General features: G+C 66.5%; 18 protein-coding genes. 11 read left to right on the top strand and 7 right to left on the bottom strand.

The genetic code is table 11. The features are described from left to right. The first annotated feature begins 1 nt into the window (after nt 1). Both pelG and J2852_RS25355 read left to right on the top strand, forming a co-directional pair. Complete coding sequence (pelG, locus tag J2852_RS25360; protein WP_209881046.1) at nt 2-1,381, top strand: exopolysaccharide Pel transporter PelG; 1,380 nt, start codon at nt 2-4, stop codon at nt 1,379-1,381. Between the two features lie 4 nt (nt 1,382-1,385). Next, nucleotides 1,386-1,844 (top strand): hypothetical protein, encoded by a 459-nt coding sequence (locus J2852_RS25355; protein WP_209881045.1) that lies wholly within the window; start codon nt 1,386-1,388, stop codon nt 1,842-1,844. 43 nt (nt 1,845-1,887) lie between these two features. On the opposite strand, the gene J2852_RS25350 is transcribed toward J2852_RS25355, so the two are convergent. The 4 genes from J2852_RS25350 to J2852_RS25335 form a co-directional block, all read right to left on the bottom strand. After that, the gene (locus J2852_RS25350) at nt 1,888-2,712 is read right to left on the bottom strand and encodes a hypothetical protein (RefSeq protein WP_209881043.1); all 825 of its coding nucleotides are present in this window, start codon (nt 2,710-2,712) and stop codon (nt 1,888-1,890) included. Nucleotides 2,713-2,858: 146 nt separating this feature from the next. Beyond that, nucleotides 2,859-4,055 (bottom strand): E22 family MetX-like putative esterase, encoded by a 1,197-nt coding sequence (locus J2852_RS25345; protein ID WP_209881041.1) that lies wholly within the window; start codon nt 4,053-4,055, stop codon nt 2,859-2,861. 87 nt (nt 4,056-4,142) lie between these two features. After that, nucleotides 4,143-4,463 carry a heavy metal-binding domain-containing protein gene (locus J2852_RS25340; protein ID WP_209881039.1) on the bottom strand — a complete coding sequence of 107 codons (321 nt, stop codon included), beginning with the start codon at nt 4,461-4,463 and terminating at the stop codon, nt 4,143-4,145. Between the two features lie 34 nt (nt 4,464-4,497). After that, entirely contained in the window at nt 4,498-5,196 is a 699-nt protein-coding gene (locus J2852_RS25335) for a lysozyme inhibitor LprI family protein (RefSeq protein ID WP_246499977.1), read from the bottom strand. Nucleotides 5,197-5,346: 150 nt separating this feature from the next. Between J2852_RS25335 and J2852_RS25330 the strand changes: the two genes are divergently transcribed. The 8 genes from J2852_RS25330 (at nt 5,347) to J2852_RS25295 (ending at nt 10,648) form a co-directional block, all read left to right on the top strand. Next, complete coding sequence (locus tag J2852_RS25330; protein ID WP_209881038.1) at nt 5,347-5,847, top strand: DUF2269 family protein; 501 nt, start codon at nt 5,347-5,349, stop codon at nt 5,845-5,847. Nucleotides 5,848-5,856: 9 nt separating this feature from the next. Further along, the gene (locus tag J2852_RS25325; protein WP_209881036.1) at nt 5,857-6,297 is read left to right on the top strand and encodes a MarR family winged helix-turn-helix transcriptional regulator; all 441 of its coding nucleotides are present in this window, start codon (nt 5,857-5,859) and stop codon (nt 6,295-6,297) included. Nucleotides 6,298-6,439: 142 nt separating this feature from the next. Further along, nucleotides 6,440-7,075: a helix-turn-helix domain-containing protein gene (locus tag J2852_RS25320; protein ID WP_209881034.1), complete on the top strand. Its 636-nt coding sequence runs from the start codon at nt 6,440-6,442 to the stop codon at nt 7,073-7,075. A 317-nt stretch (nt 7,076-7,392) separates the two neighbouring features. Then, nucleotides 7,393-8,364 (top strand): YqaJ viral recombinase family protein, encoded by a 972-nt coding sequence (locus J2852_RS25315; RefSeq protein ID WP_209881033.1) that lies wholly within the window; start codon nt 7,393-7,395, stop codon nt 8,362-8,364. After that, nucleotides 8,361-9,212, top strand: a complete 852-nt coding sequence (locus J2852_RS25310) for a hypothetical protein (RefSeq protein ID WP_246499976.1) — start codon at nt 8,361-8,363, stop codon at nt 9,210-9,212. The genes J2852_RS25315 and J2852_RS25310 overlap by 4 nt, the downstream gene beginning before the upstream one ends. 34 nt (nt 9,213-9,246) lie before the next feature. Then, the gene (locus J2852_RS25305; protein WP_246499975.1) at nt 9,247-9,552 is read left to right on the top strand and encodes a hypothetical protein; all 306 of its coding nucleotides are present in this window, start codon (nt 9,247-9,249) and stop codon (nt 9,550-9,552) included. A 32-nt stretch (nt 9,553-9,584) separates the two neighbouring features. After that, on the top strand, nt 9,585-9,929 hold the full coding sequence (locus J2852_RS25300; RefSeq protein WP_209881029.1) for a hypothetical protein: 345 nt from the start codon (nt 9,585-9,587) through the stop codon (nt 9,927-9,929). An 83-nt stretch (nt 9,930-10,012) separates the two neighbouring features. Further along, complete coding sequence (locus J2852_RS25295; protein ID WP_209881027.1) at nt 10,013-10,648, top strand: LysE family translocator; 636 nt, start codon at nt 10,013-10,015, stop codon at nt 10,646-10,648. An 11-nt stretch (nt 10,649-10,659) separates the two neighbouring features. Here the strand turns inward: J2852_RS25295 and J2852_RS25290 are convergent, their stop codons facing one another. Together J2852_RS25290 and J2852_RS25285 are read right to left on the bottom strand one after the other, a co-directional pair. Beyond that, nucleotides 10,660-11,769: a sensor domain-containing diguanylate cyclase gene (locus J2852_RS25290; RefSeq protein ID WP_209881025.1), complete on the bottom strand. Its 1,110-nt coding sequence runs from the start codon at nt 11,767-11,769 to the stop codon at nt 10,660-10,662. Between the two features lie 124 nt (nt 11,770-11,893). Continuing rightward, a complete protein-coding gene (locus tag J2852_RS25285; RefSeq protein WP_209881023.1) occupies nt 11,894-14,272 on the bottom strand; it encodes a Tex family protein in 2,379 nt (792 codons plus the stop codon). Between J2852_RS25285 and J2852_RS25280 the strand changes: the two genes are divergently transcribed. Beyond that, nucleotides 14,262-14,441 carry a hypothetical protein gene (locus J2852_RS25280; RefSeq protein ID WP_209881021.1) on the top strand — a complete coding sequence of 60 codons (180 nt, stop codon included), beginning with the start codon at nt 14,262-14,264 and terminating at the stop codon, nt 14,439-14,441. The two genes, J2852_RS25285 and J2852_RS25280, sit on opposite strands and share 11 nt — an antisense overlap. Here J2852_RS25280 and J2852_RS25275 read toward each other — a convergent pair. Next, the gene (locus J2852_RS25275) at nt 14,434-14,838 is read right to left on the bottom strand and encodes a hypothetical protein (RefSeq protein WP_209881019.1); all 405 of its coding nucleotides are present in this window, start codon (nt 14,836-14,838) and stop codon (nt 14,434-14,436) included. The two genes, J2852_RS25280 and J2852_RS25275, sit on opposite strands and share 8 nt — an antisense overlap. Nucleotides 14,839-14,882 lie beyond the last annotated feature (44 nt).

The following is a 14,882-nucleotide window of genomic DNA, read 5'->3' as shown; positions in this document are numbered from 1 at the left end:
CATGGCCGGTATCGGTTTCGCGCTCCGCAAGCTGGCCCGCCGCGACGACCTTCTGGGCGTGTTGCAGGGCTACGCGCATTCGGCCTTCATCACCTCCGGGCCGTGGATGTTCACCATCCTGGCGCTCGCCGGCATCAACCTCGTCGGCAAGGATCTGGTGGCGATGGAGGAGCTGACGCTCTTTCGCGTGGTGGTGATCTACAATTTCTGCTTCTCGGTCGTCTTCACCGGCCCGCTGGTGATGGTCGCCACGCGCTATCTGGCCGATGCCATCTACGCCAAGCAGGTGGACACCGCACCCGGCATGCTGCTGGCCACATTGGGCCTCGCCTACGCCATCGCCGCGCTGACGGCCGGGCCGTTTTATCTGTTCCTCAGCGACCTGCCCGCGCCGATGGCGGCGGCGGCGCTGATCAACTTCTTCCTGGTCAGCGGCATCTGGGTCGTGTCGATCTTCCTGTCGGCGCTGAAGGATTATGTGGCGGTGACCACCGCCTTCGGCTTCGGCATGCTGGCGGCCACGGTGGCCACGGGGGTGCTCGGCGCCTTCGCCGGACCAACCGGGATGGTCTGGGGCTTTTCGGCGGGTCTGGCGGTCATCCAGTTCGGGCTGATCGCGCGGGTGTTCGCGGAGTATCCGTACCGCGTCGCGCGGCTGTTCGCCTTCATGGCGTACTTCCGCAAATACTGGGACTTGGCGCTGGTCGGGTTGTTCGCCAACCTCGCGGTCTGGGTGGACAAGTGGATCATGTGGTTCGTGCCGGAGCGGGAAACGGTGTCCGGCGCCATGGTGATCTACTCCGCCTACGACAGCGCCATGTTCGTCGCCTACCTGACCATCGTGCCGGCGCTGACCCTGTTCACCGTGAACATCGAGACGCGCTTTTTCGAACGCTACCAGGGCTTCTACCGGGACATCCAGAGCCACGCGACCTACGACCAGATCGCCCGCAACCATAAGTCCATCATCGCGGCCCTGCTGGAAAGCTCCCGCAACCTGATCATCCTGCAAGGGGCGGTCTGCGCCGTGACGATCTTTCTGGCGCCCAGCATCGTCGGGGCGCTGGGGCTGCATTACCAGCAGATCGGCATGTTCCGTTTCGGCACGCTGGGGGCCTTCTTCCAGGTGCTGTTCCTGTTCTGCACGGTGATCCTGGCCTATTTCGACCTGCGCAAGCGCAACCTGTGCGCCCAGTTGTTCTATCTGGCGGCCAACGCGGGCTTCACCCTGCTGTTCAGCGACATGGGCTTCGCGTGGTACGGCTACGGCTATTTCCTGTCGTCGCTGCTGGCTTTCGCGCTGGCATACCTGATGGTGGCCGACGCGCTGCGGCGGCTGCCCTATTTTGCCTTCGTCGCCAACAACCCATCGGTGCGGTGAGGCCATGCAGGCGCTCATCCTGGCTCTTGTCCTTTCGCTCGCGGCGGCGCCCGCCACGGCGGACGGACCTCTGAGGGCCGAGCGCACCGACCCCGACCACCTGCGCCCGCTGGATCGTACCGTCACCCCGCAGGAGTTCATCCCGCCCCGGATCCAGTACCAGCGCAGCCAAGTGGTCTATAATCTGCCGGACGGGCTCAAGAATGTCGCGACGTTCGACCGGACGCTGTCGCGCCTGTGCCAGCGCGGCGCCTTCATCCAGCAGAGCGACGGCTTCTACGCGGCGCGGACGAAGGACAAGCGTTACGGCGTGGCCTTCTCCGGCGGCGCGAACCTCGATGACCCGCAAAACCAGCGCAAGCCGGGCAAGGTCTATTTCTTCGACGGGCAGGACAGCCGCTGCTCGGTCTATGTCGGCGATCAGGCCAAACTGATGCCGCATTACGTCGGACCGAGGCGCTGAAGCCCTCTTCCCGGCGGCGAAGCCGGGAAGAGGGGAGTGCGGCTTATTGCAGCGGCAGCGGACGGCCGACAGCGAACAGGATGCCTTCGCCGTTCACATGGTCGCCGGGGCCGAATTGAAAGCTGTTGACGCTGCCGTCGGCGGCGGTGCCGAACAGGATGAAGCCAGGGCCGACGCCGCTGGTCACCGGTTTGCCGTCCACCGTCTGGGTGCGGATCGTCGGATAACGGCTAAAGTTCTGCCCGAGGGCCGGATTGGCCGCCTGGACCGACGATGGCAGCGTGTTGAAGCCGTAGTGCGTCACCGAGGACGAATCGAGAACCATCAGATAGGCGCTGTTGGCATCGTTCCGAATCGGCGTGCTCATCACCACCATGACGTGGCCGGTGTCGCCGGCCGGCTTGCCGCTGTAGGGAATGCCGCAATGGCCGGGCAGGCACCAGGCCAGGATGTCGCCGGGCTTCACGTCGGCCAGCTTGTAAATGCGCTGGAACGGCGCGCCGGCCGGCAGGTTGGCGAAATACTGGCGGTAGACGTTGGCGCGGGGATAGGGGCGGCCGGCCTCGCCCTCCACCTGCGGCTGGTACTGGCGAACCGCTTGGTAGTGCGGCGCCAGCTTCTCCAGATTGTGCGAGACCCAGCCGGAGCAATCGGACTCGATGTCGTAGGTGCCGCCGGCCATCGGCGTCACCACGGCACCGGCCAGGGCGGTTTCGTGGACGTACTTGGTCGCGCCGAGCAGGCTGGCGAGATTGCCGGAAACCCCGGCCAGATGGCCGGCGGGGGTCGGCACGGTCTGGGCCAAGGCGGGCAGGGCGGCAAAGCCCAGAAAGGCGCCGAGGATCACGGCTTTGACGGTCATCGTCATGGCGTTGCGCATCCGGTTGCGGGAAACAGGAACCCGCACGCTATTTTAGAGAGATAACCGACTTCTGAAACTCTTATTGCGGGTGGCGTTTCGTTGCGAACCGGCGGCGGAGCGGAGGCTTTCGGCCCCCGCTCCGCCGGCCGGCATTACTTCGCCAGGAACTTGGCGATGGTGTCGCCGGCTTTGGCGATGTTCGCGACACCGTCCAGATGGCCGAGCGTGGAGGTGATGGCATCGGTGTATTCCACCGCCACGCCCTGCTTCTCCAGCCGGTCCTTCAGCGGACGCATGGCGCGTTCGGGCGGGAAGACCATGTCGTCGGCGGACGGGATCAGCAGGACCGGCGCCTTGATCTTCGCCAGCCCCTCGTCCAGCGACCCGCCGTTGCCGGCCACGAAGGTCTGGTTGGCCTTCACGAGATAGAGGAAGTGGTTGGCGTCGCTGACCGACGCGCGGGCGGCAGCCGCCTTGTCCAGCCACACCTCAATGGCGAACTGGTTGTTCATGGCGGCGCGCGGGTCTTTGCCCTCCTCGGCCCACTTGCGGCCGAAGGTGGCGTCGGCCCACTTCCAGTGGCGGGCGTGCAGGGTGACCAGCTTCAACGCCTCGGTCAGGCCGGCCTTCGGCTCCGCCTTGCCGTAGTAATCGCCGCCCTGCCAGTTGGGGTCGAGCTTGATGGGTGCCGCCCACAGGTTCAGCCAGCCGATCAGGAAAGGATCGGCCTCCGCCCCGCCGATGGCGGCGATGACGCGCTTGACCATGTCGGGATAGGCGGCTCCCCACTCCAGCGCCTGGAGCGAGCCCATGGAACCACCCATGACCGCCTGCAACGACTTGACGCCCAAGCTGTCGAGCAGCGCCTTCTGCACGTTCACGAAGTCGCGGATGGTCACGACCGGGAAGGTCATGCCGTAGGGCTTGCCGGTGTCCGGGTTGATGCTGGCCGGGCCGGTGGTGACGACCGTCGGGTCCTTGGGCGACAGGTTCACCAGCGTGTCGGAACTGACGATGAAGTACTTGTCGGTGTCCAGCGGCTTGCCCGGCCCGATGATCGAATCCCAATAGCCGGGAGCGGCGTCCTCCGCCTTGTATTTGCCGGCGGCGTGGCTGGAGCCGCTGAAGAAGTGCGTGACGAGGATGACGTTGTCCTTGGCGTCGTTGAGCTTGCCGTAGCTCTCCCAGCCGATGCGGACGTTCTTGATCGTGCCGCCGCCCGTGGTGGTGTAGGACGGCATTTCGAACACCTTCTTCTCGACGATGGCGTCGAGCGCGAAGGCCGGCGCGGCGCACAAAAGCCCGGCGGCCAGGATGGCGCCGCCGAGGCGCTTCGCCACTGCACGCATTGTACACTCCTCCCCTCATGTTCTTCGTTGGGGGAGGAGTGTACGGGGCAGGCCGGCACTGTCCAGTATGGCAACCGGCTGAGTGCGCTACCCCAGACGGACGGCGGTTCCGTTGATGGAGACCATCAGCATGCCGTTTTCCTTGCCCAGCACCTCGTAATCGATGTCCACGCCGATAACCGCGTCGGCGCCCAGCGCGCGTGCCGCCTCCTCCAGGTCGGCGAAGGCCGCCTCGCGCGCGTCGCGCAACGCGTTCTGATAGCCGCCGGCCCGCCCGCCGACGATGTCGCGGATGCCGGAGAACAGGTCGCGGAACATGTTCACGCCCAGGATCGCCTCCCCGGCGACCATGCCCAGATAATGGGTGACCCGGCGGCCCTCGACGTTGTCGGTGCTGGTGATGATCATAGTGCGCTCTCCCAACTTGTGAAATCGGCCCGTGTTACTTGGTGCTCCTGTAGGCTCGCATGAAGGTGCCGTTCATGCCGCACCAGTTGGAACTGGCGGCCCGGTTGGCGGGGTGGTCCGGGATTTCGACGGTGGACGCCCCCTTGGCCTCCAGGATCAGGCCGTTGCCCTCCGCGTCGGGCGCGCCGACCAACAGCTTGCCCGCCTTGTCCAACTGGCCGATGCCGGCGAAATCGCACACCCACTTGGCCGTGGTCGGTTCGGCGCCGCTGACGCTGACGGCCACCCGCCCATCGCGCAGCGCCATGGCAGTGATGCCCATGAAGTCCTCGTAATCGAATTTGCCGACGAAACGGTCGGCGGGCGACGGCGCGCCGGGATCGGGGTGGAAGGTCAGGACCGCCACCCGGCGCTCGTAGGCGGTGCGCAGGCACGCAGTATCGGCACCGCAGGCGTTGCGCTCGCCGAGCCACGCCCGCTGGTCGGCTTTCACCGCCGACCGCGCCTCGTTCTCCTCCGGGCTCGCTCCGGACAGCAGCTTAATGCCATCGCGATAGGCGGCGGACAGGCGCTCGTCGAGCTTCGACAGGCCCGCGTCGGCGCAGATGGCCTTTTCCGTTGGCGTCGATGCCTTTGCGCAGGAAAAGCTGGCCGCCCAGGACAGGGACGGGCAGGCGAGCATCATCACTGCAAGCACCATCACAGCGAGCGGCATCAGGACGCGCATAGTCATGTTCCTTCGATCCGGGGTGGCCGAAACCATGGCACAAGCCTGTCCGGGCAATCAGGCGCGGTCAACGCATCGGAGTACAATCAATATAGCTTGCTATGCAAGCGGCATCATAATAGCATGCTATTCAAATAGGCGTCATGGAGATTGACCATGTTCAAGCTGCTCAAACTCCTGCATCTGGTTGGTGTCGCGGCTTTCGTCGGCAGCGTTTTCGGCCACATTGTCAGCGGCCTGACCGTGCCGTGGAGCGACGATGCGATGGCCGTGCTGACCGCGCGCGGGGGCATTCTCGACATCACCAACATGGTCACGCTGCCGGGGCTCGCTGTCGCCGTCGCGACCGGCTTCGCCATGATGGTGCTGAAACGAATCGACCCGCGCCGCGCGCCGTGGCTGGCGGTCCATGCCGGGCTGGGGCTGCTGATCGTGGCGAACGCTCTGCTGCTGGTCGTTCCCGCCGGCCGCATCATGGCCGCCGAGGCAACCAGGCTTGGCGGAACCGCGTTCGACGCGCTGGTCTACCTGGATGCGCTGAAGGTGGAAGCAATCGCCGGAGGGGTGAATCTGGTGATGGCGGTGATTGCCATGGCGCTGGGCATCGCCAAACCGGCGTGGCGGCGTTATCGTACTCGTCGGCTGTCCAACGCATGAGCCACTGCCATGGTCCTGCGCCGCACTGATTCCTTCGGGTATATGGTCAACCACCTCGCCCGCCTGTTCGCGCGGGCGCTGGAGCGGCGCATCCAGCCATACGGCCTGTCGCCGGGCCAGTTCCCCGTCCTCCTGGCCTTGTGGGAGCGCGAGGGGCTGACCCAGGCGGAACTGTGCCGCATCGTGCAGATCGAGCAGCCGACCATGGCCAACACCCTGAACCGGATGGAGCGGGACGGCCTGATCCGGCGCGAGCCCGACCCCAACGACGGCCGCCGTTCGCTGATCCACTTGACCGCGCGCGCCCGCGATCTGGAGGAGCCGGCCACCGCCGCCGCGCGCACCGTCAACCAGACGGCCATCAAAGGGCTGAGCGAGGAGGAACAGGCGGAGCTTCGCCGCCTCATCGGCGTCATGATCGTGAATCTGGAGCGGGACTCCGGCCTGTAGAGGCTTCAACCCATAGAGTCCAAGGCGATACTGCGAAATCGCAGCGTATCTTCAACGAAATTGTGACATAGGCGAAGAACCCTTGTGCGTTCCGCCCACGTTCTCATTCTGTCGGCTCTGATCAGGCTGCGGAAACAGGACGATGGACGACACGCGGCGGGCAATCCTGCGCTGGATGACCGGAGTGATGGAGGCGCGCGGCTGGAGCGCCGGGGCCTGGGCGCGCTTGGCCGGCGTCACGGCCACCAACCTGACGCGCTTTTTGCGCGACCCTGCGCGCGGCAGCGTGCCAAGCGCCGAGACCCTGGGCCGGCTCGCCCGCGTCGCCGGCTCCGAGCCCCGCTTCCTTGACGAAACCGCCTACCCGCCGGTGTCTCGCGTGCCTCTGCTGACCGTGGAGCAGGTGCGCGCCTTCCTGGGCCTCGGCAAGCGGGCAGGGGAGGCGTTCATTGCCTCCGCTTTGCGCGACGGCTCCCGCAGCATCGCCGTGGACCGGCCGGCCTCGCGCCGCGCCTTCGCGCTGACCATCGCGTCCAAGAGCCTGAATGCGGCCGGCGTCCTGCCCGACGACTGCGTGGTGCTGGAACCCACCGACGTGCTGGAGCCACGGGCCGGCGACGTGGTGGTCACGGTGGGGAATGGGACCGTGTGCGGTTACCGCTTCTTCCCGCCGCAGCTTCTCCCGGTGAGCACCGATCCCGAATGTCGCCCGACCGCCATCGACGAAGCGAACGTCGCCGGAGTGGCGGTGCACGTCATGCGCGCTCTGCGAATTTGAAAATAATTTGATGCAGATGGACACCAACAAACACAGATGAGGCATTAACGAGGCATCCGACCATCAGTGTTCATCGGTGTCCATCTGTGTCGCCAAACCGGCTTTCCGGAGCAGCGCTGCCGGGACTGTTTCATCCTCCACTTACCATCCTGAAAACATTCGAATTTTCGATCCTTACGGCCACGCCTCAGGTTCTCTTTTTGTTCTTGAATCCTGCATGTTCGCAGCCCATATTTGGCGTCCGGCATTATGGTTAATGACGGGGTGCTGCGAGAGCGCATCAAGACCGGAAAGACGGCTTGGGGGCCGGCAGGGGAATGGCGATTTCGGACGCGCAGCGCGCCGCGCGGGCAGGGCGTGTCGGGTCTTCCGACGCCGGCCGCGTCATGGCGGGCGACTGGCTGGCGCTGTGGCGCGAGAAGACCGGGCGCACCGAACCGGCCAACCTAGACCTCGTCGCCGCCGTCCAGATCGGCATCGCCACTGAACATTTGCACCCCCGCTTCGTGGAGCATGCCACCGGCGTGCGCTGCGTGGCGGCCGAGGAGACCTGGATCCACCCCGAACATGACTGGATGGTCGCGCACCCCGACTTCCTGACCTGGGAGGATGGGGAGACCGCAACCACACCGGACATGGTGGTGGAGGCCAAGTTCTCCGGCGGCTTCCAGTCGGACGCGGAACTGGCGCAGCGCTACCACTGGCAGCTTCAGCACCAGCTGACGGTGATGGGAATGGACCGTGGGCTGTTGTCGATCCTGCGCCCGAACGGGCACGCAATCGTGCGTGTTCGCAGGATGGAGGAGGACTGCGAGGCGTTGCTGGAGAACCTGACCGCCTTCTGGTGGCACGTCGCCAACGATGTGGAGCCGAGCGATCCGCTGCCCTTCGACGCGCCGGTCTACGAGACGCGCCGGGTGGTGGACATGGCCCGGCACAACCGCTTCGTCTCGCTGGCCGCCGTGCTGGTGGAGCAGCGCTCGACCGCGCTCGCGGTGAAGGAGGCGGAGGCCGCCCTGAAGGCGCTGATGCCGGCCGACGCCCGCGTCGCCTTTTTCGCCGGTGACGAGCCGGGGCGCGGCCTGTACCTCGCGCGCGACCGCGAGGGCCGGTTGTCGCTTCGCTACGGCGCGCCGCCCAAGCGGGCGCTGGATTATGCCGAACCGTGGGAGCCCCCGAGTTCGATGTCCCCTGACCCGAGCCTGGGCGCTGTTCTCAGCGGCGGCTGGGGTGAGGGGAGAGACGAGACGAATCTGACGAGCAAAGGACCCGACCGATGGGACGAATGAGCAAGACCGACACCGTCGCCGAAGCCGAAAAGGCCGAGAGCAAGGCCGAGCCGAAGGTTAGCGGTTCCAAGGCGCACGGGGCGACGGAGGCGGCGGCGAAGGAGATGGCAGCCTCGGACATGAAGGGCACGGCCGCGCCCTCCCCCAAATTCGACAACATGCACTTGTGGAACAAGCTGAAGCGGACGGACCCGAAGGCGACCAAGCCCTTCACCCGCTCCGGCGGTTTCCGCGGCACGCAGATCGACCCGACCTGGCGTTTGCAGATGATGACCGAGGTGTTCGGTCCGGTCGGCAAGGGCTGGGGCTATGAGCAGGTGGACTGGACCATCGCCGAACGCATGGTCTTCATCTGCGCCCGCGTCTGGTACGTCGATCCGGAAACGGGCGAGAAGTGCTTCACCGGCCCGCAGTGGGGCGGCACCGAAATGGTCCGCCGCCGCAACGGCATCGAGGCGCCGGACGACGAGTGCTTCAAGATGTCGATGACCGACGCGGTGGGTAAGTGCCTCGTGCAGCTCGGCCTCGCCGCCGACATCCATATGGGCCAGTACGAAGACAGCAAGTACCGGGAGGAATCGGAGGCGTTCTACGCCGCCAAGGCCAACCCGGACCTGCAACCCGCCGCCATCGCCGCCTTCGAGGAGGAGGTTCGCAAGCGCCTGAACGCCTGCCTCGACCTCGACGACCTGGAGGAGGTCTGGCGGTCCGGCGTCGGCACGCGCCTGCGCGAGATCGGCGCCATCGACCGGGCAGCCCAGCACCGCATCACCGGCCTTTTCGCCCAGAAGAAGGCTGAGATCATCAAGCGCGAGGAAGGCGGCGACGACGGCCTGGAGGCCGCCTGAGCCGCCTGACTCGGATTTTCTTGGGGGAGGCGTCATGAACGTATCCCACGCCGAACGCTCTCCCAGCGGGCTCTTCCGCATGAGCGCCTGGGAGGGCGAGATGGAGCGGACCCACGCCCAGCTTCCGCGCTGGTACTGGAACGAGGCGGACCGGCGGCGCCACTACGCCCGCTGGGTCGAGGCGGAGGCGGAGACGCAGGCCATGCGGCTGGCCAGCCTGCTGCGCCCCGACACGCCAGCGGAAACGGCGGGTCCGACCCGCGCCGTCATCGACCTGCTCGCCCGTGACGCCGAGTGGGCTCGCCGGTTGGAAGAACGGCTGCTTCAGGAAGCGGCCTGATCGAAAGCCAGATCAAAAAGGACAGGGAAACCATGACGATCGAGGAGGTCCAGGCCCGGCTGCGCGCGGCTCACGCCCGTATCGGGCACGAGGGCCGCTTCGCCCTCACCCTCAGCCTGGGCCATCAAAACAATGGGGGCAGCCAGGACTGCTACATCACCCACTGGTACCGCCCCGAACCGCACGCGTTCGAGGACTGCAAAGCGGTGGGTTCCGGCACCATGGCCGAATGCCTCGCGGCGCTGGACCGCTATGTGGCCGCCTACCAGCGCAAGCCGACGCAGGAAGAGGTCGGCCGGACGCTCGGCCTCATCCCGACCGGCCCGAAGCGCGGCAAGGCGCGCAAGTCCTCCAGCGTCATGATGGCGGCGGAATAACGCACCCGCCGTGACGAAATCCGGGTCGGTCCGCGCCGGATTTCGTTCTACCCTGCTTCCCTCGACCAACAGCGGAGCCGCCCATGGACGCCACCATCGCCTTGTTCAGCATCCTCGGCGCGCTGGCGATCGGTGCGATCAGTCCGGGGCCGAGTTTCGTGCTGGTCGCGCGCACCTCCATCGCAGTATCGCGCCAAGCCGGCCTCGCGGCGGCGCTGGGCATGGGCGTCGGCGGAGTCACCTTCGCCGCCCTGGCCCTTCTCGGCCTGCACACGCTGCTGTCGCAGGTGGGCTGGCTGTATCTGGGCCTGAAACTGGCGGGCGGCCTGTACCTCATCTATCTCGCCGTGCGGATCTGGCGCGGGGCTCGCGAGACGATCACCGTTCCGGACACGGACGGCGCGCAGCCCGGCGGCGTCGGCCGATCCTTCACCTTCGCGCTCGCAACGCAGCTCAGCAACCCGAAGACGGCCATCGTCTACGGCAGCATCTTCGCGGCGCTGCTGCCGGCCACGCCGCCGGCCTGGGTGCTGCTGACGCTACCGCCCGCCGTGTTCCTGATCGAAGCCGGCTGGTACGCCGTCGTCGCGCTGGCCTTCTCGGCGGGGCGTCCGCGTTCGGCCTATCTGCGCTCCAAGGCGTGGATCGACCGGCTGGCCGCGTCGGTCATCGGCGCGCTCGGCCTGCGGCTGGTGTTCGAAGCCGGCCGGCCGGGTTAAGGGAGGCCGGGTTAATAGGGCGCCAGCTCGCAGCGGTTCTTGCCCAGGCGCTTGGCCCGGTACATGGATTGGTCGGCGCTTTTCAGCAGCGCGTCGGAATTGAGGCCGTCGCGCGGGTAGATCGCGATGCCGACGCTGGCCGACACGGACAGTTCGATGCCGGGTAGGGGGGCGCCGATGGCGGCGATGATCTTTTCCGCCACCACCCGCGCTGCGTCGGTCGTGATGCCGCCCTCCAGCAGCACGGCGAACTCATCACCGCCCATGCGCGCGGTGGAATCGCTGTCGCGCAGGACCGTGGTCAGGCGCTGACCGATCACCACCAGGATCTCGTCGCCCTTGTGGTGCCCGTAGGTGTCGTTGATCTCCTTGAACCCGTCGAGGTCGAGGAACAGCAGCGCCAGCATGCGGTTCTCCCGCCGCGCCCGCGTGATGGCGTGCTGCAAGCGATCCTCGAACCGGATGCGGTTGCACAGGCCGGTCAGCGCGTCGTGCCCGGCGAGGTAGCGCAGCCGCTCCTCCATCCTGTGCTGTTCGGTGACGTTGCGCGCCACGCCTTCGATGCCAATGGGCTTGCCGGAGAGATCCCGGCGGACGTAGGCGTTGGCCGAAATCCAGATCGGGCTGCCGTCCTTGCGCCGCATGGCAACACCGTAATGCCGAACCTGCCCGCCACCCGCCTCCAGCGCCTCCAGGAACTTGGCGCGACCATCCACCTCGGCGTAGCGGTCGGCCATCTCGGTACCGATCACCTCGTCCCGCGTGAATCCGAACTCCTGCGCAAAGTGGGGAGAGACCATGGTGATCCGCCCGTCGAGATCGACCCGGTAGAAGGCATCGGGCAGATTTTCGATGATGGAGCGCAGATCGGCCTCCGACTGGGCCAGCCGCTCCATGGTCGAGCGCAAGGCCTCCTCCGACCGCGCGCGGCGGGCGAAGGCCCGGCGCAGGAACACCCAGAGCACAAGCGAGGTGCAGGCGACGAACCCGGCGCCCTTGATGTTCTGGATGACGACGGATTCCCCCAGGCCGACCAGGTCCAGCGCCCAGTCGGACCCGACCACCCACGCGGAGGCAAGCCCGGCGTAAACACCGACGATCCTGGTGGCTGTGGATATCATTCGATCCGCGTGGAAAGGGTCCCGTCCGGGCGAAGCTAACGCGTTCAGGGCAGACCGTCCACGGATGACGGGCAGGGGAGCCGCCGATGTCTCAAGCCCCCGCACCCGTTCATCCCGTGCCGGATTACCGCTTCTTGCCAGCCTGCGCCCGCGCGAAGGCCTCGGCGAAGGCGTTGTTGATCGGCTCCGGCGCCTTGGCGGGTTTCGGAGCCGGCTTTGCCGGCTGGGCGGCGGGGCGACGGTCCTCGCGCGGACGCTCGCCACGAGGAGCCTGCGCCTTCTCCGGCCCATTGTTCGCTGAACGGGGGGTCGCCGGGCGGGGGGCGGCGTCGGTCAGGCGCATGGTCAGGCCGATGCGCTTGCGCGGGATGTCCACCTCCAGCACCTTGACCTTCACGATGTCGCCGGCCTTCACGACCGTGTGCGGGTCCTTCACGAAGCTGGTGGACAGCTGCGAGATGTGGACCAGACCGTCCTGGTGCACGCCCACATCCACGAAGGCGCCGAAGGCGGTTACGTTGGTGACCACACCCTCCAGCACCATGCCGACCTGAAGGTCCTTCAGCTCCTCCACGCCTTCCTTGAACTCGGCGGTCTTGAATTCGGGGCGCGGGTCGCGTCCGGGCTTTTCCAGCTCCTTCAGGATGTCCTCGACCGTCGGCACGCCGAAGCGCTCGTCGGTGAACTCCTCCGCGTTGAGGGAACGCAGGAAACGCGCGTCGCCGATGACCGAACCCAAATCGCGCCCGGTCTTCTTCAGGATGCGCTCGACCAGCGGGTAGGCCTCGGGGTGGACGGCGGAGGTGTCCAGCGGGTTCTCGCCCTCGCGGATGCGCAGGAAGCCGGCCGCCTGCTCGAACGTCTTCGGCCCCAGGCGCGGCACGTCGAGCAGTTGCTTGCGCGAGCGGAAGGCGCCGTTCTGGTCGCGGTATTCCACGATGTTGCGGGCGATGGTCTCGTTCAGACCGGACACGCGGGTCAGCAGCGGGATGGACGCCGTGTTCAGGTCCACGCCGACCGCGTTCACGCAGTCCTCGACCACCGCGTCGAGCGAGCGGGCGAGCTTGCCGGCCGAGACGTCGTGCTGGTACTGGCCGACGCCGATGGACTTCGGCTCGATCTTCACCAGCTCGGCCAGCGGATCCTGAAGGCGCCGGGCGATGGACACCGCGCCGCGCAAGGACACGTCCAGCTTCGGGAACTCCGCCGCCGCCGTTTCCGACGCGGAATAGACCGACGCGCCGGCCTCGCTGACCACCAGCTTGGTCAGAGCCAGCTCGGGATGGCGCTTCATCAGGTCGTTGGCCAGCTTGTCGGTCTCGCGGCTGGCCGTGCCGTTGCCGATGGAGATCAGCTCCGCCTTATGGCGGACCGCCAGGGCGGCCAGCACGGCGATGGAGCCGTCCCAGTCGTTCTTCGGCTGGTGCGGGTAGATGGTCGTGGTGTCCACCAGCTTGCCGGTGGCGTCCACCACCGCGACCTTCACGCCGGTGCGGATGCCCGGATCAAGGCCGATGGTCGTGCGCGGACCGGCGGGGGCGGCCAGCAGCAGATCGTGCAGGTTGCGGGCGAAGACGCGAATCGCCTCGTCCTCCGCGCGCTCCCGCAGGTCGCCCATTAGGTCGGTCTCGACGTGCGGGCCGATCTTCAGCTTCCAGGTCCAGCGCACCACGTCGGACAGCCACTTGTCGGCGGGGCGGCCCCCCTCGGAAGAAGAAAGGATCTTGATCCCGGTGTGGGCGGCGATGGTGCGTTCGGCCGGGTGCGGCTGGCCGTCCTCGACCGGCAGATCCAGGCGGATGTCCAGAACGCCCTGCGCCCGGCCACGGAACAGCGCCAGCGCGCGGTGCGAGGGCACCTTGGCCCAGGGCTCGTCAAAGTCGAAATAGTCGGAGAATTTGGCGCCTTCCGCCTTCTTCTCCTCGATCACCTTGGAGGTGACGACACCCTTTTCGGCCATGGTGGCGCGCAAGCGACCGACCAGTTCGGCGTCTTCGCCGAAGCGCTCCACCAGGATATGGCGGGCGCCGTCGAGGGCGGCCTTCACGTCGGCGACCTGCTTCTCGGCGCTGACGAAGGCGGCGGCTTCGGCCTCCGGGTTCTTGGTCGGGTCGGCCAGCAGCCGATCGGCCAGCGGCTCCAGCCCGGCCTCGCGGGCGATCTGCGCCTTGGTGCGGCGCTTCGGCTTGTAGGGCAGATAAAGGTCTTCCAGGCGCGTCTTGGTGTCCGCCTGCTTGATCTGAAGCTCCAGCTCCGGCGTCAGCTTGCCCTGTTCCTGCACCGATGACAGGATCGCGGCGCGGCGGTCTTCCAGCTCGCGCAAGTAGCCGAGTCGCTCTTCGAGATTGCGCAGCTGCGTGTCGTCGAGGCCGCCCGTGGCTTCCTTGCGGTAACGGGCGATGAAGGGAACCGTGGAACCCTCGTCGAGCAGCTTGACGGCCGAGGCGACCTGGGATTCACGAACCGAAAGCTCGTCGGCGATGCGCTGGCTGATGGACAGCATGGAAGACCGGACGCTGTTGGAAGGAGAAGGGGGCTCCTATACCGCGAAGGGGGCGCCCCCGGCCAGTGGCGATCTGGGGTATGCCGGGGTGGGCTGTGAGGCGGGCTTGCCGCCGGTAGAGCGCGACATCGCCGACAACGCACTGTGTATCGGGCAGCCGTTCAATTGAACGAACCGACGCGAAGGTCCGCGATAAAGAGGTAGCTGTCCGCAAAAAAGAGTAGGCGAAAAAAATGCTCTCGTCGTTTACGTCGTGTTAACCATGCTGCGCGTATATCTTCGCCTGCAACTTGGTTGCGTTTCCTCCCGAACCAAACTTTCGAGCGGCTCGCTGCATTGTCGGCTGAGCCGCTTTTCTTTTGCGCAGAGTCCGCCCGCGCAGAAAAATCGTCGTAGTGAAGATTTTTGGTTAATGCGTTAACCATTTCTTCAGCGCTGGGGCGTAGAACGGTCTTCAGCAACTTGGTTGCGTTTCCTCCCAAATCGACTTTCGAGCGGCTCCCGATCTCCGGTGAGCCGCTTTTTTTTGCCCGCTCAGTTCTGTCTGCTTGTGCCCTGCGGCGCATGGTCGCTCGAAACGCGAACGCGACGGATGTTTTCCGCTTGCATC

Origin of the sequence: Azospirillum soli, assembly GCF_017876165.1 — a bacterium.
Lineage (GTDB): Bacteria > Pseudomonadota > Alphaproteobacteria > Azospirillales > Azospirillaceae > Azospirillum > Azospirillum soli.
Note: the sequence above shows the minus strand (reverse complement) of the source record. Positions and strands in the feature narration are given on the sequence as shown.